Source organism: Pseudomonas sp. DR208 (assembly GCF_019823005.1).
Classification (GTDB): domain Bacteria; phylum Pseudomonadota; class Gammaproteobacteria; order Pseudomonadales; family Pseudomonadaceae; genus Aquipseudomonas; species Aquipseudomonas extremorientalis.
Genome location: NZ_CP081944.1, coordinates 966,658 through 990,543, shown reverse-complemented (window position 1 = coordinate 990,543; position 23,886 = coordinate 966,658). Strand labels below are relative to the sequence as shown.

The following is a 23,886-nucleotide window of genomic DNA, read 5'->3' as shown; positions in this document are numbered from 1 at the left end:
ATACCAAGTAGAGCATTGAGAGAACGCACCGCCGGGGCTGTTATAGCCGCACGGACAAACGCATCGCTATCCCCAGAAGTAGCGAGCGCTTGAAGACAACCAAGGTTGTACAGGTGCAAGGAACTCAATCATGAAAACTCAAGTCGTGTTTTGGAAAGCAAGTACCGCGCTGGCCCTGGCAGTAGCACTGGCACTCGGCGGCTGCAGCAGCGGTGGTGGTGGGCACAAATCCAGCGTTGCAGCATCCTCCCCGGATGCAGGTGCAGGAACCGGGGGTGGCACGGGTGGCGGTGATGGCAGTGGCACAGGCGGCACGGGTGGTGGCACAGGCGGCGGCACAGGCGGTGGTACGGGTGGCGGCACAGGCTCGACCAGCACACCTCTGGTCACCGGCCAGATTGCCGGTACCCTGGGCGGCACCGTGGGTAACGTAGGCGCTGCCGTCGGCGATCTGGGCGACACTTTGACCAGCGTCCCCATCGTCGGCACCACCGCAGGAGGCCTGGTCACCGCAACCGGCAATGCGGTCACCAGTATCGGAACCGGCGTCACTGCAGGCTTGGGCTCCCTGGGCACAAACAGCAACTCCTTAGGCATCACCGTGGCGGGTGTAGGTAATGGCGTCGCCGACTTGGGCGACGGCCTTTCGACCACCGGCAAATCCTTGTCCACTACGCTGGGCGGCGTTCCAGTCGTCGGCGGACTGACCGGCGGTGTAGGGGGCGCAGCAGGAGGCCTGGTCGACCAGGTTGGCCAGGCCGTCACCATGCTCGGCGATACCTTGAGTACCGCCAGCACCACCGGCCCGCTGGGCTCGATCACCGGCCGTGTCGGCGCAAGAGTGCTGGTACCCGTGGTGTCGTTGGTGGAAAACACCACCGGCAACCTCGGCAACGCAGCCGGTCTGGGGAACCCGGTAAACGGCCTGGTGGATAAGGTCGGTGCCGCAGTCACCGGCCTGGGTGGCCAGGTGGCCAGCGCAGGCGGTACCGGTAACCCCGTCACTGACATCGTGGGTGGCGCATTGACCGGCGTCGGTGGCGTGCTCGACAAATCAGGGGGTTATGTCGCTCCAGCGGGTGGCGCTTCCGCACCTGGCTTGCCTGAGTTGGTGGGTGGCCTAGTGGCAAATGTCGGTAACGGGCTGAATGCTGGCAACACCAACGGCGCGGTCAGCGCAGCAGGTGTCACCGGTGGCGCGCTGGGCGGCACCGTCGCCTCCCTCGGCACGGTCATCGGTGGTACCGGCGTGGCCAACACGGGGGCAACGGCACCCGTCGCAGGCCTGGCAACCAGTGTCGGTGCAGCCCTCAATCCTGTGACCTCAGGCGTGGCCAGCCTCACGCAAAACATCGGCACAACCACAGGCGTCGGTGCTCCGGTCAACGGCCTGGTGACCAACGTGGGCGCCGCAGTCACCAACGTCGGGACCACGCTGACCGGTGCAAATGCCAACCCGATCACTCACGCGCTGGGCAATACCGTCAGTGCCGTAGGCGGCACGGTAGGCTCGGTCGGGGGCCTGGTCACTGGAGGTACCGGCAGCAGTGGCGGCCTGCTCGGTGGCTTGAGCGTCGGCGCCTCCGCCAATGGCAGTGCAGGCGCTACCACCAACACCGGTGTAGGCGGTTTGCTCACAGGCCTCACCGGTCAATAGAAATGCACCTGGCCGATTAGACGGCCTCACCTACAGCGCCTACGCTTGGTTGAGACGAGAGCCCCCCAATAAGTCTCTCGTCTTTTTTATGCGGCTTGGCACCATGTTCCTCCCGAGCCGAGTCCCAGAACCCGGTGGGCCCGAAACGCTGCTGCAGTTGACCATGGAGTGTCCTATGCGCGTGTTGACGCCGTTGTTATTGCTTTCTCTCAGTGCCTACGCCCAGGCCGAGACCCTTCCCAGCTTCCTCAACAGCAACGACACCATCCGCAACTTGCCAGTGCCCAACCTCCCTGCCGATGCTTATCGACCGGTCACGCCGCAAACCCAGGTGCCTGAAGCACCGCCTACCCAGGGCCAGCCGCTGATGATGGACACCAAGGTGACGATTCGCAAACTGCAGATCGAGGGTGGCACGGTCTACCCTCTCGCCGAGAGCGCCAAAGCCTACGAACCGTTGATCGGCCATGAGACCAACCTGGCGCAGTTGATCGAAGCTACCCGCGGTATCACACGTCGGTACCAACAGGACGGCTATCTGCTGTCCTATGCGTTCCTGCCCCAGCAGAACTTTGAAAACGGCCTGGTGCGCGTGGTGCTGGTGGAGGGCTATATCAAGGATTACCAGCAAAGTGGCGACATCGGCTCGGTCTCGACCTACGTCGACAAGTTGGCCGACAAGCTTCTGGTCGAACGCCCCCTGACCCGCAAGACCTTCGAGCGCTACACCACGCTCATGGGCCGCATCCCGGGCGTCACGTTGCAAGCCCAAGTGCCACCACCCCGTACCACTGACGGTGGCACGAGCATGCACATCACCGCAAGCCGCAAACCCTTCACCAGCAGCATGAACATGACCGACGACAGCCGTGGTGGCCTGCAGGCCTTGCTTACCGGTACCAGCAACGCCCAGACCAGCATGGGCGAGCAGCTCAACATCAGCGGTCTGCTCCCACCTGGCAAGGATAAAGAGCATTACTACCGCGTGGGCTACAGCCAGTTCGTGAATGCCGAGGGGACCCAACTGGCGCTCGGCGCTGAGCGCTATCGCGCCGATCCCAACACCAGCCTGCAACTGGGCGGCGGCTTCGCGCTCAAGCCGCACCAGGCCATCGATCGCTATTCCGTCGGCCTCAGCCATCCGTTGATTGCCTCACCCAATGAGTCGCTGACCCTGGGCACGCGCCTGTACGCAGTCGACCAGACCACGCGCTACCAACTGGTGGGCTACCCCCAGCGCTTCGACATCGAAACCAACCTGCGCGCCCTGGCCTTTGAAGGTGACTGGCGCAAGGCCGACACGCGCCAGTTACGCATTCTCAGTGCAGGCCTGTACCAGGGGATAGACGGCATGGGTGCCAAGACCCGTAGTGATTTCGAAGGACTCAAGCCAGACCTGGATTTCTTCCGCCTGCGCCTGTCCGGCGTCCAGAGCGACACGTTCTTCGATAACTGGCAGGGCGTGCTGTCGGGAGCGTTTTACTGGAGTGATGACACCCTGCCCGACAGCGAACGTGCCACCTTCGGCGGGCAGAACTTCGGGCGTGGCTACCCCGATGACCAAGGTTCCGGCGACAAGGGCTGGGGGTTGGCGTATGAGGTCAACTACAGCTACAACCGCGCCGGTGAGTGGGTGCGGATCCTGCAGCCCTATATCGTGTTCGACCGTGCCAAGTCCTGGTTCAACAACCTGCCGGTCAGGGCCAGCGATATGTCATCTGCGGCGATGGGCCTGCGCTTTGGTGACAACAAGTACTACAACATTGCATTGGAAGCCGCCAAACCCATGTCAGATATTGCGCTGGACAGCTTCAACCGCAGGCCGCGCTACTCACTGAGCTTCAGCTACCAACTGTAATCCCCTATATAGAGGCCAGGCTCTAAGGTTTCGCTTTGGGCAGGGGGAAGAGGTTGTTCAACGTATCGATCAACCGCACCAGGTAGATCGGCTTGCGAAACAGGTCCAGCACCTGCAGGCGCAGCATGTCGCTCACATCATCCATTTCGGCATGACCCGACATCACAATCACCGGCAAGTGCGAGCGTGAGGTGTGTTCGCGCAGGCGCTTGATCAAGGAAATGCCACTTTCCTCAGGCATGCGCAGGTCGGTGATGACCAGGGCGATGTCGGGGTGAAGTGTCAATTCTTGCAGGGCGAAGGTGACGGAATTGGCGGTAAAACACACAAACCCTTCGTTTTCGAGGGATTCGGCGAGTTCGATCAGGGCGTCCTCTTCGTCATCCACCAAAAGAATTTGTTGGCGGGAAGTCGAAGAGGCGCTCATGGCTGTACCTGGACAGGAAGAACGTTAATGAGGTGCTTCCACATGGAAAAAGACGCTATCAAGTGGTCATCTTAGTGGCGACGCTGTCGAAGATCGATTTGATCTTAGTTCCCAGCCCAGAACCGGCACCGACGATCACCAATGCAACCATGGCCACAATGATCGCGTACTCAATCCCGGACGCACCGTCTTTGCGTTGAAAAAAAAGTTGGGTTTGGACATACAGCTTCAACATCATGTCAAGGAACATTGGACTTCTCCCTAAAACGCCACTGAAAGCCGGAAAGGCTCTACCACCAGATGATCGCGGCGTGCCATTAGAGCATTGTCAACAAACCCTGGCCTCACAACTGTAAGAACGGATTAATCACAAAGTATTAGTCGCAACGTTGACGCCACAACACCGCAGTTTAAAAGGCCAACTTTCTGCTTCAGATAATTTTTCCCCGCGGTAATGGCATTTCGTCCTAGCTGAGCTACCTTCAAATAGCCAAATCGTTAGATGTTCATCACAGCCAGGTTGCGGATTAACCCGTTTGGATTAACAGGGTGTGCAGTGCAACGGGAAAGGGAGAGCCGTCATGAACAGTCGCATCAGCATGGTCCTGGCCGGCTTGCTGCTGATCGGGGCATTGATTGCCGGGTACTGGGGGCTGGTGTTGAGCCGCGCACCTGAGCCCGTCGCAGCGCCTGCCGCACCTGTCGTTTCCGTTGAAAAAACCCTCGCCGCCGCTGAAGACCAAACCCGCCAGCCGGTGGTCGTCCTGCGGCATGAAGTGCCTGCCTTTACGCCACTGACCGCCGCGGACCTGTCCGTCGAGAAACTGCGCACCGCGCCCGCCGGCAGCCTGACCCAACTCGACCAGGCCATCGGGCGCATACCCCTGAGAACCCTCGGCGCCGGTACCTGGCTCAACGAGGACAGTTTCAACGCCGGCGGCCCCCTCTCGCGCATGATCCGCCCCAACGAGCGCGCGCTGGCCGTGGCCGTGGACGAGGTGGTCGGCGCAGCAGGCCAATTGAGCCCTGGCGATTACGTGGATGTGCTGCTGTTCCTGCGCCAGGATGCCGGCAACGCCGAACAGTCGGCCCAGATCGTCCTTCCGGCGATGCGCCTGCTCAGCGTCGGCGATCAATTGGGCCTGGCCAACGATGGCCAACCGGCAGTGCCACCCCCGGCTACCGCCGAAGAACGCGCCCAGGCCCTACAACGTCGACTCACCGCACGCACCGTGGTGCTGGCCGTGCCGGAGCCGTTATTAAGCCGCATGATGCTCGCGGCACAAGCCGGGACCTTGCGCCTGGCCGTGCGCAGTGCCGAGGAACAACTGCTCAGCCGCTATTGGGCCGGTGAAGACGACACCGCGCAGAAGCTGGAAAGCGCTAACCGCGACCTTTACCAGTTCACTCAACTGGCGTTGACCGGCCCGCCCAAACCCGTCGTGCCGGCTGGCGGTGGGCCTGGTGTACGGCGTGGCATTGAAGTGATTCGCGGTGCCCAGGCGGCACCACAAACCCCGTGATCGAGCAAGGATGCCTTGAATGAGCCATCGCTACGCACCCCTGTTCACGCAACTGGCCTGCGCCCTGATGCTGGCGAGCCTGCCGATCGACATGGCCCTGGCAGCGCCGGGCAACTGCAGTGCCCTGGGCCAGCTGCCCGCCGTGGTCGAGGTGGGAGAAGGCCTGCAACAGGAACTGCAATCGCCCGTGGCAATTACGCGCCTGGCCATCGGCGATCCGAAAATCGCCGACGTGCGGGTCAACGGTGACCGTAACTTCCTGCTCACCGGTGTCAGCAGCGGCGCCACCAGCCTGCTGGTGTGGACCGCCTGCGCCAGCGCGCCGCGCCAGAGCATGGTGTTCGTCAAGGGCAAGGCCACCTCGGCGCTGACCAGCGTGTCGCTGTCGCCCTCGCAAGACCCGTTGCTGCCCAGCCAGGTGCAGACCGACATCCGCTTTGTGGAAGTCAGCCGTACCAAGCTCAAGGAAGCCAGTACGAAGTTTCTCGGCGTGGGTACCAACTTTTTCCTCGGTAGCCCCAGCCTTCTTTCGCCCTCTGAGGGGGTATTCAAGCTGCCGGTGAGCACGGACAGTTTCAACGTCGGATTTGGCGGCGGCCGGGTCAAGGCCATGATCAACGCCCTGGAGCGCAGCGGCTTTGCCTACACCCTGGCCCGCCCAAGCCTGGTGGCCATGAGCGGGCAGAGCGCATCCTTCCTCGCCGGCGGTGAAGTGCCCGTCCCGGTACCCAGCTCTGGTAGCGATACCATCTCCATCGAATACAAAGAGTTCGGTATTCGCCTGACCCTGACCCCCACCGTGATCGACCGCAATCGCATCACTCTCAAGGTGGCACCGGAAGTCAGCGAGCTGGACTACAGCAACGCCGTGCAGATTCAAGGCATCCAGGTGCCGGCCCTGACTGTACGCCGTACCGACACCAGCGTGTCCCTGGCCGATGGCGAAAGCTTCGTGATCAGCGGCCTGATCAGCACCAACAACCGCTCGACCATCGATAAATTTCCAGGGCTGGGCGATATCCCCATCCTCGGCGCATTTTTCCGCGATTCCACGATCAGCCGCGAAGAAAAAGAGCTGCTGATGATCGTCACGCCGCACTTGGTGCAGCCGTTGGCCGCCAACGCCCAACTGCCCTCCTTGCCCGGCGAAAAACTGCGCAACTACGACCCGAACTGGTACCGGCTGTTCTTTCTGGAAAACGGCAACTTCGACCGTCGCAGTGGACTTTCCCAATGAGCGATAGCCTGAGCCAGACCTTCCTCGCCATCACCCGCAACACCACTGACCTTGAGTGGCTGCAGGGGGCCCTCGCACCGCTTGGCCAAGTGGTGAGTGCCGGCACCGGCAGCCTCGACGAACTGTTGGCGCTGGTCGATGTGACCTTCGCCAACCTGGTGTTCATCGGCCTTGACCGCGAAAACCTGGTGGCCCAGAGCGCACTGATCGAAGGGGCGCTGGAAGCCAAGCCCATGCTCGCCGTGGTTGCCCTCGGCGATGGCATGGACAACCAGCTTGTGCTGAATGCCATGCGTGCCGGCGCCCGCGATTTCGTGGCCTACGGCTCACGCTCCAGCGAAGTGGCCGGCCTGGTGCGGCGCCTGAGCAAGCGCCTGCCGACCGTGACCCCCAACGCACAACTGGGCGGCCTGACCGTGCTGTTCGGCACCCAGAGCAACGCCGACGGCGCGATGCTGGCCACCCACCTGGCGCTGGTGGTGCAAAAGAGCGGGCAGCAGACCCTGCTGCTCGACCTCGGCCTGCCACGCAGCGACAGCCTGGCGTTGCTGGGCCTGGAGAGCACGTTCAATTTCGGCGATGCGCTGCGGCATTTGCGCCGCCTCGACACCACCTTGATCAACAGCGCCTTCACCACCGCCCTGGATGGCCTGCGCATCCTGGCGTACGCCACCGGTGACGAACCGCTCAAACTCACCAGCGCCGCCGAGCTGTACATGTTGCTCAGCGCCTTGCGCCAACACTTCCAGCACATCGTCGTGAACATTACCGGACAGCCGGACAGCGAAGCCCTGCGCACCTTTGTGAGCCATTGCGACAAACTGCTGTGGTGCACCGACCAGAACGTGCTGGACTGCCGTCGCAACCTGGCGGTGATCAATCGCTGGCGTGAAAAAGGCATGAAGCTTGAGCATGCCAAACTGGTAGTGGACCGCTACATCAAGGCCTGCGCCCCAGACACCGAAGCCCTGGAAAAGAGCTTCGGCCTCGAATGCGTCGCCGTGCTGCCCCTGAGTGCCGAACTGCGCCTGAATGTGAAAAACCAGGGCCAGACGCTGTTCGCCCTAGCGCCACGCGAACCCTTGACCCAGGCCGTGCGCGCCTTGGGCGAGCGCCTGGCAAAACGCTCCGAGGGTTTGGCAAAGCCTTCGATGCGCTGGTTTGAACGCATCCTGGGGTCAGGACGATGAACGGAGAAAAACTGTTTGGCGGCCCGGCCCGTGCTGCCGGTGGCAACACCGATCACGATGGCCTGAAACTGGTGCTGCATCGCTACATCATCGACGCCATCGAGGAGTCGGGCAAGAACCTGCTCGAAGGCACGCGCCAGTCCCTGGCGCAATTCGTCACCGACAAAGTCTCCGAGTACATCACGCGCATGCGCCTGGCGATTTCGCGCTACGAGACGGAGCGCCTGGCCGAAGAGATCGTTGACGAACTCACCGGTTTCGGCCCGCTGGAGGTGTTGTTGCGCGATCCGTCGGTGACCGAAATCTTGGTCAACGGGCCACATCGAGTATTTATCGAACGTGATGGTTTGCTGCACCAGAGCGACCTGCGCTTCATCGACGACCACCACGTGGAGCGCGTGATGCAACGCATCCTCGCACCGCTGGGCCGGCGCCTGGATGAGTCTTCGCCCATGGTGGATGCGCGCCTGCCCGATGGCAGCCGGGTCAATGCGATCATCCCGCCGATCGCCCTGGACGGACCGTGCCTGTCGATTCGCAAATTCCGCAAGGACATGCTCAAGAGCAGCGACCTGGTCGCCATGCAGACCATCGACCAGAGCATTTTCGAGTTCTTCCAGGAGGCCGTGGGCAAGCGCTGCAATATCCTGATCAGCGGCGGCACAGGCACCGGCAAGACTACGCTGCTGAATATCCTCAGTCAGTTGATCAACCCCCACGAACGCCTGGTGACCATCGAGGACGTCGCCGAATTGCAATTGGGCCACCCCCACGTGGTACGCCTGGAAACCCGTCCACCCAACGCCGAGGGCCACGGCGAAGTCAAGTCCAGCGACCTGATCCGCAACGCCCTGCGGATGCGCCCGGACCGCATCATCCTTGGCGAGATCCGTGGTGTCGAAGTGCTCGACGTGATGACGGCGATGAACACCGGCCACGACGGCTCCATGAGCACCGTGCACGCCAACAACGCCCAGGATGCATTGCTGCGCCTGGAAACCCTGGTGGGCCTGACCGGGCGGGCAATCGCCGAAAAAACCCTGCGCCAGATGATCTGCGCCGCACTGGACGTGATCATCCAACTGTCGCGCATGCCCGATGGGCGTCGCTGCGTGAGCGAAGTGGTGGAAGTGGTCGGTGTGCGTGATGACGTTTACGTCACCAATACCCTGTTCCGCCTGGACCGGCGTACCGGCTTTGGCTTCCTGCGCGAAGCCCTCAACCCGGCCGGCGACAAACTGCGCCGCGAATCGGCGTTGCAGTCCTAGGGAGCGCGTGATGACAGGACCGGTGTTGTTGCTTGTCTGCCTGCTGTTGATCGGCCTGTCGTTCTGGCAGTTTCAGCATGGCCTGCGCAAAGCCCAGACGGACCGCGTGCTGGAGCGCCTGGGTGACGGCCAGCCGCAGACACAGGAACCGAACAACAAGTGGACCGCTCTTGAGCGCATGTTCCAGCGTGCCGGGCTGGGCAAACCCACTGACCGCCTGGGCCTTTGGCTGAGCGCCTGGGTGATCGGCGCGCTGTTCGGCTGGCTGCTGGCCGACGGTCTGGGGCTGATCGCGATGGTCGTGACGCCGCCCCTGGTACTGCGCTTGTACATCAGTTGGCGTTATCAACGGCGCGTGCAGCGCATGGTCGAGCAACTGCCGCAGTTGCTCGACCACAGTGTACGCAGCCTCAAGTCCGGCAGAACCCTGGCAGATGCAGTACTGGGCGGCGTCGAAGGCGTTGAAGACCCACTCAAGGACGCCATGGCCCGCGTGCAACGCAATGTGCGCATGGGGGTCAGCCTGCCGGACTCGGTGAGCGACTTTGCCGAGTTCTACGAGCAGGACGAATTCCGCCTGTTCGCCCTCGGCCTGAAGGTCAACCACCGCTACGGCGGCAACGCCAGCGAACTGCTGGAAAACCTCATCAAGATGATTCGCGAGCGCGAACAAGGTGCCCGGCAACTCAAGGCCATGACCGGTGAAACGCGCATGACCGCCTATGTACTGGGCGGACTGCCCATCCTGATCGTCGGCTACTTCATGATCGTCAACCCTGGCTACTTGATGACCATGTGGAACGACGACACCGGGCGCATCATGCTGTTCGCCGCGCTGGGGATGGACCTGACGGGTACCTTCGTCATGTGGCGCATGTTGAGGAGTGTCTGAGATGGTGCTGCTGGCCTGCGCCCTGTTGTTGCTATCCGCCGCGGTACTGGTGGGAGGCCAGGTGCTTGAACATCGCCGGCGTGATCGACGGGTCGCCGAGCGCTTGCAAGGGCGGAGGGCAAGCGACCACAAACTCGGTAGCTTCATGCGTCAACTGGGGGGAAGCGCCCTGGCCCAGCGCTCGGTCAGCCTGGACAACGAGACTCAGGTTCTCCTCAACCGGATCGGTTGGCGCAAGGCCAGCCAGCGCTCGCTGTTCGCCGCCTTCCAGGTCGGTACGCCAATTGTGCTGCTGGGCCTCACCCTGCTCGGCCAGCAGCTATTGTTTCCGCACGCGGCCCCCGCTTGGATTGCGCCGATGTTTGCCGTGGGCATCGGCTACCTGCTGCCCAAACGCGTACTCGCCGCTGCGGCCAAGTATCGCCAGCAGACCATCGCCAAGGAAATTTCAACCTTCATTCCACTGCTGCGCATCCTGTTCGAATCCGGCATGGCGATTGAACAGTCGCTGCGGGTGGTAGGCAACGAAGCTCAACGCCTGCTCCCCGCGTTGACGCATGAACTGCGCCTGATCCTGGCACGGGTCGATTCGGGGCTGGAGCTGGGCGAGGAACTGGGCAAGACCGCACGCGTGCTGGAGGTGGATGAGTTCACCGACACCTGCATCATCCTCCAGCAATTGATCCAGCAGGGCGGCGGCGCGATGAAGTCCCTGCTGGCCCTCAAGCAACTGCTCGACGACCGACGCCTGACCCGTTTGCAGGAATACATCTCGAAGATGTCGGCAAAAATGTCGGTGGTGATGATGGTGTTTCTGTTCCCCGCTTTGTTGATCGTGCTCGGCGGCCCCGCCTTTATCGGCATCGCCCGCGCGTTGAGCCACTTTTGAGGAGACCTTGATGAAAGCACTGATTGCCGGCCTGACGCTGTTGATGCTCGGCGGCTGCGCCACCAACGGCCAATCGCCCTGGGCGGCGCTGGCCTCACCGGGCAGTTGCACCAAGCCGAGCGCGGACCAGGAGCTGGCGCTGAACCTGTCCGACGACCTGGCCAACGAAGGCAAGCTGCACGCCAGCCTGGCCAACCTGCAAAACCTGCCCGAGTCCCTGCCCCAGGTGCGCCAGCGCAAGGCCCGCACTTATCGCCTGCTCGGGCGCAGCGAAGCCGAGCCGCTATACCGCAGCCTGCTCGGCACCTGCATGACGGCCGAAGGCGAGCACGGCCTCGGGCAGTTGGCGGCCGCCAGAGGCGACAACGGCCTGGCCATGACCCACTTGCAACGGGCTGCGCAGCTGGCCCCCACTGACGAAAAGATCCGCAATGACTTGGGCGTGGTCTACCTCAACCAATTACGGGTGGAAGACGCCCGCTTTGAATTCATGACCGCCATCGAACTCAAGCAAGGCGACCCGCTGGCCGCCGTCAACCTGGTCACACTGTTGATTTACCAGAACGACTGGGGGCAAGCGGCCAAGGTCGTCAGCCAGTTGGGCCTGAGCCGCGAGCAGTTCACCGAGGCCCAGGCCCGCGCGGAGAAACTCAAGGCCGCCGGCGTGGCGGCACGCAAAGTCGCGGCAGTCAGCCAGGCCCTGCCGGTGACCCTGAAGTAAGGAGAGCGAGATGACAGCACATTACTTCATTGCACTGGCGCTGCTACCGCTGAGCGCACTGGCCATCGAGCCGGGCCCGTCGTCCCCCTACCAGGCGGAGACGGAAAATTGGATGGCCTTGCAGGTCGATGGGCGCGCGGCTTCCGCCACGCCACAACGGACCACGCCCGCAGAACGGGAACAGGCCATGCAGCGTTGGCTGGACAGCAACAAGCATCCTATTCCGGAGTTCTTCGAGTCGCAATCCGGCGGGTCTTCCAAGGGTGGGAAGAGTCAGTAACCGTCAGTGCGCCGTCACCCGTTGCCGCAGCACCGAGGTAGCCGGCGACAGGGCCAGTGCCAGCTGGGTACGGTTATGCATATGGGTGAGGCGCAGCACCTGGGACACGTACAGCTTGACGGTGTTCTCGGTGATCCCCAGTTCACAGGCGATCTGGTAGTTGGTCTGGCCCTTGCCCACCAGGCGCGCAACATCGAGCTGGCGCGGCGACAGCTGGTTGAAGATGGTCGGGATTTCGATCGGCCCGGCATCATCGACGACCGGCTCGCCCTCATCCGCCAAGCCGGCGCCAGGGCTGCGTCGCACTTTGTCGAGGTCCTGGTACAAATCGTTGATGGATTCGGAAAGGTATTGCAGCTTCTGGTTCAGGTGCCCCAGGTGCAGCTCCTTTTGCCGCTCCTCCAGCGCCGCTTCCTGGCGTTGCAGGCCTTCGAGCAACTCATCGAGGTTGATCGGCTTCTGGTAGTAATCCGAGATCCCCGCACGCAGGGCCTTGATCACGTCCTGTTTGTCGGCACGCCCGGTGAGCATGATGGCCTCGAACGCGCGCTGCTTGCCCGCGACCTTCTGCATGGCCTGCACCAGCTCGATGCCATCCATGTCCGGCATATGCAGGTCGCACAGCACCAGGCCGATCTCGGGGTCTTCACTGAAGCGCTGCAAGGCGTGTCGACTGGACTCACATGGGACGCAGCGGTAGCCGCTGCCTTCAAGAAATTCGCAGAGTTCTTCCACGATCAACGGCTGATCGTCGACCACGAGCACTTTTACTGCCGAGGTAAGCTTGTTCACGCGCTACTCCATGCCTGGCAAGCAAATGGGCGACCCATCCATTTGGACAAAAAATAACTTACGGATACTTCATAAACGTAGACGTACTTTTCGACTATGTACATAGCGGTAGAGCGGTTGTTCGACTAATGGATCCAAAGCCAGTACAGCACAAATCCTGTCAGGACAAAGGGGGCAAATGGCTGTTTGGTCGACACCTGCGCATCTGCCCTCCCCCGACGCGCCCCAAGCCTTTGACTCACAAGCACCCAGCACGCCTGAAAAAGCGCCGCACCGATCAACGACCACAGCAAACAGTCCAGCGTACTGGCCAGCGCCAGGGCAGCCAGCAGCTTCACATCCCCCGCACCAAAGCGGCCCAGCGCATAGCCGGGCAAGGTCAACAACAGGGCCAGGGCAAACGCCCAACCGCCCTCGCTGGCGGGCGCTCCTAGCCAGGTCGTGCCCGTCCACAGCAAGAAGATCAGCGCCAGCAGCGCTGCCCCCAGGGTCAAGCCATTGGCGATCTGCCGCTGACGGATATCCTGCCACGCACAGAGCCCCAGCCAGAGCAGTATCACCACGCCGTGGATCACGTAAAAAACATCCCTTTTCGCTGATTGATTCTATGCTGATATCAAGTAGTAGCCGTCAGGGTAGACGCAGTCATGAAAACAGGCCTGCCTGGAAAGCAAAAAGGTGCGGCGGCGATTGAGTTCGCCCTGGTCTTCACGATCTTTTTTGCCGTGTTCTACGGGTTGATCAGCTATAGCCTGCCGTTGCTGTTGATGCAATCGTTCAACCAGGCCGCGGCGGAGGCCGTACGCCAGGCCCTGTCGGTGGACCCGATAGCCGCTGGCACCGCTTACGGCACGCAGGTGACCGACCGTGCCAAAACCACTGTGATAGAGCAGTTGAAATGGATCCCGAGCAGTTTCCAGTTCTCCCCCAGTTACATCAGCAGCTCCTATAACGGCACCACGCTGACCGTGGCAATCAACTACCCGACTACCAACCTCTATTCCGTGTTCCCGGCGCTGGTGCTGCCGGGGATCGGCACCGTCCCGAGCCTGCCGGCCAACCTGTCCGCCAGTTCGAGTCTGCAGTTTTGACGTCGGGGGACAAACTCTTCGGCCGCCTGCTTGGCCGCGCCAGCGCCCCGCCCCTCGACATGCCGGGTGTGCCCCTGCCAGGCCTGCACGTGCAACTGGATGCTCGAGGCCATGTGCTGGGTATCCGCGGCACCCTGCGCTCACAGCTGGCGACCCACGCCATCGGCGAACGTCGGCCGCCACTGCGTGAGCTGCTGTGCGCCGACAGTGCCCTGGATATCGAAGGCAGCCCTGCCGACTGGCAACACCAGAACCTGGACCTGGACTTCCTGGGCGCAACCGGCCAGGTGCTGCACACCCGCGGCTGGATCGAACCCGACGGTGATGAATGGAGCCTGCGCCTGCAGGACGTGGGTGATTTACTGGCCGGCCGGCAACTGGCCCAGCACCGCGAACAGAACCATCAACTCGCCTGCCAGATGAGCGAGCAGTTGCGGGTGTGCAGCCTGACCCGCCTGCCCGAGGTGTTCAACGAGCACCTGCGCAGCCTGGCCCAGCGCTGGCACATCCCCTGCGTTGCCCTGGCCTTGCTCGATGACGAAGACCGGGGTTGGCGGATCTACAGCCAGTACGCCGCCCACGACGCCCCTGCCTTGTGGCAGGCCGGCCAATACCTGGGCATCAGCCTGGACAGCGTCAATGGCAACGTACCGTTGAGCCTGGCCCGGGAGCGCAGCGATAACCCGCGTCTGCACAGTATTTTCGGCGATGCCGACGGTTTTCTGGTGCCTTACCGTGACAGTCAGGGCGTCGCCGCCTGGTTGCTCTGTGGCCCATACAACGGCCAGCAGCACACCAACGACCGCGACTGGCTGAATCTCACCGCCGCCGTCGCCGCGCCCCTGCTGAGCCGGCTGCGCGAGCAGCGCTATCACCAGCAGCTCGACCGCGTGGAGGCGTTGCAGGGCCTGCTCGGCACCGGCTGGTGGGAGCTGCTGCCGGCCACCCACGAAATCCAGTTGGCCCCGCAGTTGCTGCACAGCCTCAGCCTGGAAGACGGTCCGACCCTACAACCTTTGAGCCAATGGCTGGAATTGATTCACCCCGCCGATCGCCAGGCCCTCGACAGCCGTTTGCACGACCTGCAGGCCTTGGGCAAACCCTTGCTGACCAGCGTGCGCCTGCAACGCACCGACGCCGAGCACCACCCGCTCTGGTATCGCGTGCAGGGCCAGGTGCTTGGCGTGGGTGACAGCCGCCGCTGGATCGGTTTCATGCTCGACATCAGCGACATCAAGAACCAGCAATTGCAAGCCGCCGCCGCCCATGCACGCCTGGACAACCTGATCGCCAGCTCACCGGCCGTGATCTATGTGCAGCGCTATGTCGACGGCGCCCTGCATCCGGCTTTTTTCAGCGACAGCCTGCTACCGCTGCTGGGCTGGACCCTGGCCGAGTGCAACCACGACAGCCTGGCATCCTTGATCCACCCCGAAGACCGCGACCGGTACTTCGAGCGCAGCCGCCAGTTGCTGCGCGAAGGCAGCGTACGCAGTCGCTACCGCCTGCGCGACAAACAGGGCCACTACCACTGGCTGCTGGACGAGGCCAAGCTGCTGCGCGATGACTTGGGCCTGCCGGTGGAAGCTGTCGGCCTGTGGCTGGATGTCACCGAGGCGACCCTGGCCGCCGAACAGATCAAGCAAAGCGAAGAACGCTATCGCATCCTGGTCGAAGACTCCCCGGCGATGATCTGCCGCTATCGCCCCGACCTGACCCTGACCTTCGGCAACACACCGCTGGCCAATTACCTGGAATGCCCGCCCGCAGAGCTGCCAGGGCTGAACCTGGGCCACTGGATGTCGCAGGAACAGCGCCAGGCGTTTGTGCAGCGTATCGGCCAATTGAGCGCAGAATTCCCGGTCAGCACCGCCGAAATCAGCCTTGAACTGCCGGGGCGCGAGCACGCCTGGTGGGTCTGGTCGGACCGTGGCGTGTTCGATGAACAGGGCACGCTGGTGGAGGTGCAGGCGGTGGGCCGTGACAACACCGAAGTGCGTCGCTCCCAGAAGCAACTGACGCAAAGCGCCAAGATGGCCACCCTGGGTGAAATGGCCACCGGTCTGGCCCATGAAATCAACCAGCCGCTGAACGTGATGCGCATGGCCGTCGTCAATGTGCTCAAGCGTCTGGGCAACGGCGATGCGCAAATCGACTACCTCACCGAAAAACTCCAACGCATCGACACCCAGGTGCAGCGCGCCACGCGGGTGGTGGACCATATGCGGGTGTTCGGCCGCCGCTCGGAAATCGAACAGCAACCCTTCGACCCGTCACAGGCCGTGGAAGGCACGCTGTCACTGCTCGGCGAGGGCCTGCGCGGCAAGGGCGTTGAGCTGCGGATCACCCCGGCGGACGTCCAGGTCCAGGTCAAAGGCTATGTCGATCAGCTTGAACAGGTGTTGATCAACCTGATGGTCAATGCCCGTGACGCGCTGTTGAGCAAACGGGAAAAACACCCCGAATTTCGTCCCTGGATCGCAGTGCATTGCGAACAGGACAGCCGCCATGTGCGGATCTGGGTGGAAGACAACGGCGGCGGGATTGACCCACGGTTGCTGGAGCGGATTTTCGAGCCGTTCTTTACCACCAAGCCGATCGGCGTGGGCACGGGGCTCGGGTTGTCGGTGAGCTACGGCATTGTGGAAAACATGGGCGGACGCCTGAGCGTCGCCAATGGCGAGCACGGCGCGAAGTTTTGTGTGGAGTTGCCGATCAGCTAGATCACCAGATAGGCGCGGCCCATGTGGCAACTGAGGTTGGCGCCGACTTCGGCGTTGCCGAGGTTGACGCCCAGCGCTGCGAGCAACGTATTGACGATAGGGTCGAGGATCGGCGCCAGGACGTTCTGGACCAGGCTGACCACCGAGCTGACGATGGTCGCCAGTGCACCGGTGACTGTACTATTCGGCGTAGCGGGCGTGCTCCCCGTAGGTGGGACATAGGTGACCTGCAGGCCGTTCAAGGTAGCCCCCAGGCTGTTAACGATATTGGCGGTGCCGGGTGGGCTTTTGTAGATCGTCGCCGCATTGACGTCATTCACCGGCGAAAACAACACCGTATTGGTTTGCGCCCCCACGGTGGACAACGCCCTCAGGTTCAAGCCACCGCCAACGCCGGCCGTGCGAGGCCCGCACACCAGGGTCAGCAGGCAAAAGCGTTGGCCAAAGTCGATCAGCCGCACCGGCTGCACATTGACAGGCGCCGACGATGAAAACGCCGACACCGGGTCAACATAACCGACGCCCAGGGTCGCGAGTGACGTGGTGGCCTGCACCGTCAACGACTTGGTGGCCGGTGTGGCGCAACTGAAGTCTGTCACGTGGCTCTCCGCGCTGGCCGCCTCGATATAGATGGATAAGGTCGTGGTGATATCCACATCAGCCACATTGCACCCGACTATGCACACGACACCGGCCACCACATCGAGCAGGTTCAGGTTCAGCAAACCGCCGACCACCTTCGACACAGGCGTCGCCAGCCCGGTCAGTATCGATGAAACCCCCGAGACCACCTTGATGATCGGCGCATCGATGGTGACCAACGTGCGTACCTGGGCAGTTCGTACAAAAATCTGGTCCGTCGGCGGATTATTCAAAAGCCCAGCCTTGGCCTTGGCCGGATTGCCAAACGCAGACAGTTGCGGCGGCTCGATGACTTTGGTCTGGACCGAGACGGTGCCAACCAGAGGAATATTCACCTGCGCTGCCGCACCGACCGCACTTTTGCTACTGGATAGCTGCGCCACGGTCTCCAGCAACTGAAACAGCTGCACACTGGTATTCAAGGCAGCCGCTGGTGTACCGGTAGCGACCTTCAACAGATCGCCCACCTTCAAAAGCTGGGTATTCGGGGCAATCGCTTTCACTGAAATGACATCGTTGATCACCGCCGTGGCGACCGCGCCGTTTTTTTGCAGGACCTTCACCGCTGCGTCGAGCAACTGGCTGGCGGATACGGCGGTGCTCAGCAACGCGTCGTAGTCCCCCGCCTTGACGTTCAATTGAACCGCCAACTGGTCCAGGTAACCGAGCAGGTTCACGTTCGTCGTCAGCAAGCCATTCCAGCCCGCAGCGGTCAGGGACAGGCTGCCGCCCAGCAGATTGCCGATGACCATGTTCAATAGCGGGGAGTTGCCGGAGTTCACAGAGGACAGGCTGCTGCGAATCGTCAGTTGCGCCACCGGCGGTGCATAGGCGGCCACGGCGGTGGCACTCAGCGTCATCTGGGTGGAGACCGGCGCACCACTGAACATGCCCCACAGCCCACTGGCGATACTGGTGATTACGCTGCGCGTGGCGACCACGCGCACGGCATCGCTTTTGGTGGCGTCGGCAGTGAATACACGGACATTGCCGGCATTGGTGGTCAAGGTGCCGCAGGTAACGGCCAGGCCACGGCTGCTGTCGCCAGCGACCACGGTGAAACCGTTGCGTGTGGCGTTCTGCACGGCGTAGTCATTGGCGGTGGTGGCGGGTGTGCACAGGCCGCCACGGCTGGCGGCTTCCAGCGCGGCGCTGTCGGCGACGGACTGCAGCTTGCGCTTTTCCAGATAGAGACGGCCGCTGTCTACCGCCAGCAGCAGGAACACCATGGCCATCGCCAGGGTAGCCGCCGCCATCAGGCCAATCGCACCACGCTGCCTGTAACCAAGTCGGGGAGACATCAGGCACTCCTTAGCGCTTACTCTCCGTAGATGGTTTTGAGTGTAGACAAGGGCTGGCCCGTTGCCATAAATCGGTTTTGGGGGGTTGAGGGGCCGCTTCGCAGCCCAACGCAGGGCAAGCCTGCTCGCCACGGCAAGCCTGCTCTCCACAGCAAGCCCGCCTGCCACAGCGAGCCTGCGCCTGCAGAGGTTAGTGAGGGGGGTAGCTGGAGAGGACGCGGGTGACGGTGGTGCGGATGGCTTTGTCACGGTCCTGAGGGTTGGGCGAGCTGGCCATCATCTGTTCGTCGCTGCCACGCCAGACCAGTTTGCCGTCCTTGCCATCGAGCAGGTCGATCTGGATGGTCGCCACTTTGTAGGTGATGTTCCGCGTTTCGTTGTACATCGGCGCGCCCCAATAGCCATTCCACGGGCCGCCCCAGGCGCCGCCGTAGTTGGTGGTGACCTGCTGCTGACGGTCTTCGACGATCAGGTAGGCCTGCACGTTCAGGTCAGCCCTGGTGCCCGGCGCCGCAGGGCGCAGGCCGCGCTGGTCGAGTTGTTCACCGACGGCCTGGCGGATGCGTTGTTCAGTGAGGTCGCTCTTGATGCGCGGGTCATCCGGGCGGTATTGCAGGGCCGGGTCTTTCCAGGCCCAACTTCGGTAGGCACCGAAGTCCCGGCTGGCGTCAAAATCGTGGTTGACTTGGCTGGTCTGGCAACCGCCTAGCAGCACAACAAAAGCGAGCGTAGCGATACGACGAAACATGGTTGTTCTCCAAAGAGCGACCCGCGCCAAAGATGAGAATAGCGGTTAACTGGGAGGATACGCCGTCATTGCCTTCTGCACCGCCTGGCGCAAGGCATCCGCCCGTTCACTGAGGCTTCCCTGGCTGCCAGTCTCTGCGCTGGCGCTCCACACCGGCTGACCGGTGCGGGCATCGAACAGGTTGACGCGCACCACCACGACCTGGACTTCATAAGTGCGCACGATCGGCACCGAGTTGTACATGCCATAACCGTTGCCGTAGCGGTTATAGCCGCCATAACCGTAGCCGTAGTCATCCTGGACTTGCTTGAGACGCTTCTCCAGGCGCACGTCGGCGCTGACGAAAAGGTCCGCCGGGCGGTTGTCATGCAAGGGGCGCAGGCCGCGCTGGTCGAGGGCGCCGCTAACCGCCTCGGCGATCTGCGCCGAATCGGCCCAGGCCGTGCCCGCCGGAAGCTGGCCGTTGCGCCAGGCCCAATTGCGGTAGGCACCGTAATCGCGCACCGGCGCCGGGTAGGCACTGGTATCAAAGGTGTGGGCGGCCTGGGGCGGCGCCGGAGGGATCGGCGCCGACGCGGCAACATAAGGATTGGGGCTTGAACAGGCGCCCAACCCCAGGGACAACAGGATCAAACAGAGACGACGCATTTCGACCTCCGCAGACTGGGCCGCTTAAACCGGACGGCAGATCCAGTGCAAATAACGCCCAAGTCCGGCAAAGCTTGGGTGACGACGGTGAGCGAGTTCCATCTCTACAAGATCCTGCAAATCCGCACGGGCCTGGAATTCCACCGGCATATAGTCGTGGAACACCCGCACGCCACTTTGGCTTTCGACCTGCCAAAGGCCTTCGAGTTGCGCCGCCAATTCTCGTGGGTCCAGCGGTTGTTGCGGCGTGAGGCTCTGCTTTTCGCCGGCCATGTCATTCTTGCGCATTTTGCGGAAGTGGCCTTTGAGCAGGTTGCGATAGATCAGCGCATCACGGTTGTAGAACGCCAGGGATAGCCACCCACCCGGCGCCGCGAGTTGGTGCAGTACCGGCAGGATTGCATGGGGTTCGGCCAGCCATTCCAGCACGGCATGGCACAGCACCAGGTCGTAGGGTTCGGTGAGCTGGCCGAGCAGGTCTTGCCAGGGCGCATGGATAAACGTCGCGGTCTGCCCCGCCTCGGCGAAACGTTGACGGGCGCCTTCGAGCATCGGTTCGGCGGGTTCGGCCAGGGTCACCTGATGCCCTTGCTCAGCCAGCCACAACGACATATGGCCCAGGCCCGCGCCAATATCCAGCACACGCAGCGGGCGCCTTGGCAGGGCTTCGGTGAGGTCGGCCTGGAGAACCGCCAGGCGGATCGCGCCTTTGGCACCGCCGTAGATTTTCTCGGCGAAGCGCGTGGCCAACTGGTCGAAATGACGGTCACTCATGGGCAAACCGCCGTTCGCTGTCGGCCAGTTTGGCGCGCACCACTTCGTTCATGTCCAGGCCCAGCTCACTGCACAGCAACAGCAGGTACAGCACGATATCGCCGACTTCCTGCCCGGCATGGGCGAGTGTGTCGGCCGGCAGCTGGCGCGACTGGTCTTCGGTCAGCCATTGGAAGATCTCCACCAGCTCGGCCATTTCCACGCTGGCCGCCATGGCCAGGTTTTTGGGGCTGTGGAACTGCTTCCAGTCGTTGGTATCGCGGATGCGGTGCAGGCGTTCGGTGAGGTGTTCGAGGTTCATGTGGCAGGCTCCTGAAGGTGGATAGCTTCAGGGGGAATGGCCTTCAAGGCAAGTGAACCTTTGGGCCGTCACCGGAGCAAGCCCCCTCCCACCTTTGATAGGCCAACACATCCCAGTGTGGCAGGGGGCTTGCCCTCGATAGCGATCTAATCAACGACGCTGAACTCGACGCGCGCGGTCTGCCCGGCTTCGTCGAGGACACTGAGTTGATAGCGCCCCAGTTGCTCGAAACTGGCATTGATAAAGTCCTGGTTGGCACTGTCGCCCAGGGGCGCGCCGTTAAGGAACCACCAACGCCGGCCGCTGCCGCCCAACGCAGAGAGTTTGAGGCGCAGCGCCTGTTGGCTGGCGGCGGGCAGGCGCAGTTGGTCACCTTCACGCACGCCAACGATGGATAAAGGTGAAGAGGCGGCCAGCGCCGGTGGCGGGCAATCGGGGTCGGCCGCGGGAATGCGCGCTTCGCGGCGTTCGGCTCTGGGCAGCCAAGGCTCCAGGGGCGCGGGCCACAGGGCGATGCTCCTGGGCTCGGCACCGGGGCAACGGGCGTCCACCCGCAAGCCCTTGGCATTGACCCACACACTTTCCATCAAACCCACGCTCAACGGTTGGTCCAACGCCTGCAAAGTGGGTGGCGTGGTGTTGTCCAGGGTCCAGGCAAAGCGCTGGCGGCGGCAGTTGGGATCGCTGCGGTTCATCGGCTGGCCCAGCGGCCAACAGATCGCGGCCACACCGACATTCGCCGGCACCGGCTTGACCGGTGCAGTGATACCGCGCTGGCTGTCGCGGTTGGTCAGCACATCGTGCACCTGCAACATCAGCGGTGCGGCCGAAGCCAGGCCGAACTGGCCCGGCACCGGCGTACCATCCGGGCGGCCGATCCACACGCCGATCAGGTAACGCGGCCCCACACCGATCGCCCAGGCATCGCGAAAGCCGTAGCTGGTGCCGGTCTTCCAGGCCAGCACCGGGCGCTGCACCAACTCGGCACGCGGGTCGCGGTCGGGTCGCGCCTGGCCGCTGAGGATGCGCCGCACAATCCAGGCGGACCCTGGCGACAATAATGGCCGTTCCCGGAGCGTATCGTCCGGCTGCAAGCGAAGGGTGGCGCTTTTGCCGTCCCGGGCGAAGGCGCTGTAACCACTCACCAGGTCTTCCAGGCGGCTGCCCGCCCCCCCCAGGATCAGCGCCAGGTTCGGCTCGGCCAATGCCGGTAATGCCAGCGGCACGCCGCCGATGCGCATTTCGGCGGCGAACCGCTTCGGCCCATAGGCTTCCAGCAACTGTACCGCCGGGAGGTTGAGCGAGCTGGACAGCGCCGTACTCGCCGGCACTGCGCCGGTGAAGCCCATGGAGAAGTTGCCCGGTCGGTAATCGCCATATCGTCGGGGCACGTCCTGCAGCAGGGATTCGGAGTGGATCAGCCCATCGTCCAACGCCATGCCGTACAAAAACGGCTTTAACGTGGAGCCCGGCGAACGCAGGGCACTGATCATGTCCACATGGCCGAAGCGCTTGGCGTCGTTGATATCCACCGAACCGAGGTAGGCCCGCACGGCCATGGTTTCCTCCTCCACCACCAGGATCGCGGCGGAGGTGTGCTCCGGCAAACGCGCGCGCCAGCCCAACAGCAGGTCTTCGAGGCGACGTTGCAAGGTGGCGTCCAGGGTGGTGCGGATCAGCGACGGGCTGTCGGGGCGGTTCAGGCGCCGTGCGAGCAAGGGCGCCAGGCTCGGTTCCAGGCGCGGCGCGAGCAACAGCGGTTCTTCCAGGGCCTCATCGACGGCGGCTTGCGGCCACACCTGGAATTCGGCGAGGCGGCGCAGCACTTTGTCGCGGGCGTCCTGGGCGCGTTGGGGGTGGCGGTCCGGACGCAAGCGGCTGGGCGCCTGGGGCAGCACGGCGAGCAAGGCGGCTTCGGCGCGGGTCAGCTGTGACGGCGACTTGCCCAAGTACGCCCAACTGGCGGCGGCCACGCCCTGCAACGTACCGCCAAACGGGGCGCGATTCAGGTAGAGGTTGAGGATTTCTTCCTTGGACAGGTGCCATTCCAGCTGTGCCGTGCGCCACAACTGACGCAATTTGCCGTGGAAAGTGCGCGAATGCGGATCCAGCAAGCGCGCCACCTGCATCGACAAGGTGCTGCCGCCAGACACCACCCGCGCGCCGGTCAGGTTCTGCCAGGTCGCCCGCACCAGCGCCAGCGGATTCACGCCGGGGTGCTGGTAGAACCAACGGTCCTCATAGGTGAGCAGCGCATCCAGGTAATAAGGCGACACCTCGCGGGTCTGCACGGGGTAGCGCCACACACCGTTGGCATCGGCAAACCGCCACAACGGCGTGCCATCCTCGGCCAGCACCACCCGCGCCAGGTCATCCTTGGGCAAGGGCAACGGCCAGATGCGGTCGGCCATCCAGAGCAGGGCGATCACCAACAAAAGGCTGGCCAGGGTCCAGCGGGCAACTAAACGCAAACTCAAACGGGCAAACCTCTATGCTGGTAGGGAACTAGCCTGTTGCAATAACAACCAAAGGCACAGATACGCCCACCTTCTCATCAGGACACAAACATGCAGGTAGAAAGCTTTTTCGAATGGTTGGGCCAGGCGCTCGGTTCGGTCATCCGTTTTATCGTCGACGGGCTCAGCGGCCTGTTTGGTGCGCTGACCCATGCCGGTGGCAACTTCATCGATGGCCTGTCCCGCACCTTGGGCATGGATACCTCGATCATCAGTATCCTCACCCTGATCATCGGCCTGATGCTGCTGTACTCGGCGGTGCGCGCCTTCATGCGGGCGTCGATCATCATGGGGATTATCTGGTTGCTGCTGGGCCTGTGGCTCTTGAGCTGGGTGGTCCACTAACCCCAGAACAGCGCAAATCCCCGGTGGGAGGGGGCTTGCCCCCTCCCACATTGAGGCCATCTT

The 23,886-nt window shown here is 62.9% G+C and carries 23 protein-coding genes; 13 read left to right on the top strand and 10 right to left on the bottom strand.

Annotated features, from left to right (window positions below):
* The first annotated feature begins 130 nt into the window (after positions 1–130).
* Positions 131–1,657, top strand: coding sequence for a collagen-like triple helix repeat-containing protein (locus tag K5K89_RS04195; RefSeq protein WP_222540914.1), 1,527 nt, complete (start codon positions 131–133; stop codon positions 1,655–1,657).
* Positions 1,658–1,832: 175 nt separating this feature from the next.
* On the top strand, positions 1,833–3,515 hold the full coding sequence (locus K5K89_RS04190; RefSeq protein WP_222540913.1) for a ShlB/FhaC/HecB family hemolysin secretion/activation protein: 1,683 nt from the start codon (positions 1,833–1,835) through the stop codon (positions 3,513–3,515).
* Positions 3,516–3,537: 22 nt separating this feature from the next.
* Here the strand turns inward: K5K89_RS04190 and K5K89_RS04185 are convergent, their stop codons facing one another.
* Positions 3,538–3,942 (bottom strand): response regulator, encoded by a 405-nt coding sequence (locus tag K5K89_RS04185; RefSeq protein ID WP_071491573.1) that lies wholly within the window; start codon positions 3,940–3,942, stop codon positions 3,538–3,540.
* A 58-nt stretch (positions 3,943–4,000) separates the two neighbouring features.
* Positions 4,001–4,192 (bottom strand): Flp family type IVb pilin, encoded by a 192-nt coding sequence (locus tag K5K89_RS04180; RefSeq protein WP_058423609.1) that lies wholly within the window; start codon positions 4,190–4,192, stop codon positions 4,001–4,003.
* A 331-nt stretch (positions 4,193–4,523) separates the two neighbouring features.
* On the opposite strand from K5K89_RS04180, the gene cpaB reads away from it, so the two are divergent.
* Genes cpaB through K5K89_RS04140 form a run of 8 tightly spaced genes read left to right on the top strand, consistent with a single transcriptional unit; the run spans position 4,524 to position 11,942 of the window.
* Positions 4,524–5,465: a Flp pilus assembly protein CpaB gene (cpaB, locus tag K5K89_RS04175; RefSeq protein ID WP_093128527.1), complete on the top strand. Its 942-nt coding sequence runs from the start codon at positions 4,524–4,526 to the stop codon at positions 5,463–5,465.
* Between the two features lie 19 nt (positions 5,466–5,484).
* Positions 5,485–6,702: a type II and III secretion system protein family protein gene (locus K5K89_RS04170; protein WP_071491575.1), complete on the top strand. Its 1,218-nt coding sequence runs from the start codon at positions 5,485–5,487 to the stop codon at positions 6,700–6,702.
* Positions 6,699–7,892, top strand: a complete 1,194-nt coding sequence (locus K5K89_RS04165; protein WP_071491576.1) for a pilus assembly protein — start codon at positions 6,699–6,701, stop codon at positions 7,890–7,892. Before K5K89_RS04170 ends, K5K89_RS04165 begins: the two co-directional genes overlap by 4 nt.
* Entirely contained in the window at positions 7,889–9,160 is a 1,272-nt protein-coding gene (locus K5K89_RS04160; RefSeq protein WP_071491577.1) for a CpaF family protein, read from the top strand. Before K5K89_RS04165 ends, K5K89_RS04160 begins: the two co-directional genes overlap by 4 nt.
* Positions 9,161–9,170: 10 nt before the next feature.
* Positions 9,171–10,052 (top strand): type II secretion system F family protein, encoded by an 882-nt coding sequence (locus K5K89_RS04155; protein WP_071491578.1) that lies wholly within the window; start codon positions 9,171–9,173, stop codon positions 10,050–10,052.
* A 1-nt stretch (position 10,053) separates the two neighbouring features.
* A complete protein-coding gene (locus K5K89_RS04150; RefSeq protein WP_071491579.1) occupies positions 10,054–10,941 on the top strand; it encodes a type II secretion system F family protein in 888 nt (295 codons plus the stop codon).
* Between the two features lie 10 nt (positions 10,942–10,951).
* The gene (locus tag K5K89_RS04145) at positions 10,952–11,662 is read left to right on the top strand and encodes a tetratricopeptide repeat protein (protein ID WP_071491580.1); all 711 of its coding nucleotides are present in this window, start codon (positions 10,952–10,954) and stop codon (positions 11,660–11,662) included.
* Positions 11,663–11,672: 10 nt separating this feature from the next.
* Positions 11,673–11,942: a DUF3613 domain-containing protein gene (locus K5K89_RS04140; protein WP_071491581.1), complete on the top strand. Its 270-nt coding sequence runs from the start codon at positions 11,673–11,675 to the stop codon at positions 11,940–11,942.
* 3 nt (positions 11,943–11,945) lie between these two features.
* On the opposite strand, the gene K5K89_RS04135 is transcribed toward K5K89_RS04140, so the two are convergent.
* Both K5K89_RS04135 and K5K89_RS04130 read right to left on the bottom strand, forming a co-directional pair.
* Complete coding sequence (locus K5K89_RS04135) at positions 11,946–12,734, bottom strand: response regulator transcription factor (protein ID WP_071491582.1); 789 nt, start codon at positions 12,732–12,734, stop codon at positions 11,946–11,948.
* Between the two features lie 125 nt (positions 12,735–12,859).
* Positions 12,860–13,309 (bottom strand): prepilin peptidase, encoded by a 450-nt coding sequence (locus K5K89_RS04130; protein WP_071491583.1) that lies wholly within the window; start codon positions 13,307–13,309, stop codon positions 12,860–12,862.
* Positions 13,310–13,381: 72 nt separating this feature from the next.
* On the opposite strand from K5K89_RS04130, the gene K5K89_RS04125 reads away from it, so the two are divergent.
* Both K5K89_RS04125 and K5K89_RS04120 read left to right on the top strand, forming a co-directional pair.
* Positions 13,382–13,825: a TadE/TadG family type IV pilus assembly protein gene (locus tag K5K89_RS04125; RefSeq protein ID WP_071491584.1), complete on the top strand. Its 444-nt coding sequence runs from the start codon at positions 13,382–13,384 to the stop codon at positions 13,823–13,825.
* The gene (locus K5K89_RS04120) at positions 13,822–16,548 is read left to right on the top strand and encodes a PAS domain-containing protein (RefSeq protein ID WP_222540912.1); all 2,727 of its coding nucleotides are present in this window, start codon (positions 13,822–13,824) and stop codon (positions 16,546–16,548) included. The genes K5K89_RS04125 and K5K89_RS04120 overlap by 4 nt, the downstream gene beginning before the upstream one ends.
* Here K5K89_RS04120 and K5K89_RS04115 read toward each other — a convergent pair.
* The 6 genes from K5K89_RS04115 to pbpC form a co-directional block, all read right to left on the bottom strand.
* Positions 16,545–18,491 (bottom strand): pilus assembly protein TadG-related protein, encoded by a 1,947-nt coding sequence (locus K5K89_RS04115; protein ID WP_222540911.1) that lies wholly within the window; start codon positions 18,489–18,491, stop codon positions 16,545–16,547. The two genes, K5K89_RS04120 and K5K89_RS04115, sit on opposite strands and share 4 nt — an antisense overlap.
* Positions 18,492–18,681: 190 nt before the next feature.
* Positions 18,682–19,239, bottom strand: coding sequence for a DUF4136 domain-containing protein (locus K5K89_RS04110; RefSeq protein WP_071491587.1), 558 nt, complete (start codon positions 19,237–19,239; stop codon positions 18,682–18,684).
* A 45-nt stretch (positions 19,240–19,284) separates the two neighbouring features.
* Positions 19,285–19,887 (bottom strand): DUF4136 domain-containing protein, encoded by a 603-nt coding sequence (locus K5K89_RS04105; protein WP_093128495.1) that lies wholly within the window; start codon positions 19,885–19,887, stop codon positions 19,285–19,287.
* Positions 19,888–19,911: 24 nt separating this feature from the next.
* Positions 19,912–20,661 (bottom strand): methyltransferase, encoded by a 750-nt coding sequence (locus K5K89_RS04100; protein WP_071491589.1) that lies wholly within the window; start codon positions 20,659–20,661, stop codon positions 19,912–19,914.
* Positions 20,654–20,962 (bottom strand): MazG-like family protein, encoded by a 309-nt coding sequence (locus tag K5K89_RS04095; RefSeq protein ID WP_016972502.1) that lies wholly within the window; start codon positions 20,960–20,962, stop codon positions 20,654–20,656. Before K5K89_RS04095 ends, K5K89_RS04100 begins: the two co-directional genes overlap by 8 nt.
* A 146-nt stretch (positions 20,963–21,108) precedes the next feature.
* On the bottom strand, positions 21,109–23,439 hold the full coding sequence (pbpC, locus tag K5K89_RS04090; RefSeq protein ID WP_222540910.1) for a peptidoglycan glycosyltransferase PbpC: 2,331 nt from the start codon (positions 23,437–23,439) through the stop codon (positions 21,109–21,111).
* Between the two features lie 90 nt (positions 23,440–23,529).
* Here pbpC and K5K89_RS04085 point away from each other — a divergent pair, with 90 nt between their 5' ends.
* Positions 23,530–23,823: a hypothetical protein gene (locus K5K89_RS04085; protein WP_071491590.1), complete on the top strand. Its 294-nt coding sequence runs from the start codon at positions 23,530–23,532 to the stop codon at positions 23,821–23,823.
* Positions 23,824–23,886: the final 63 nt, after the last annotated feature.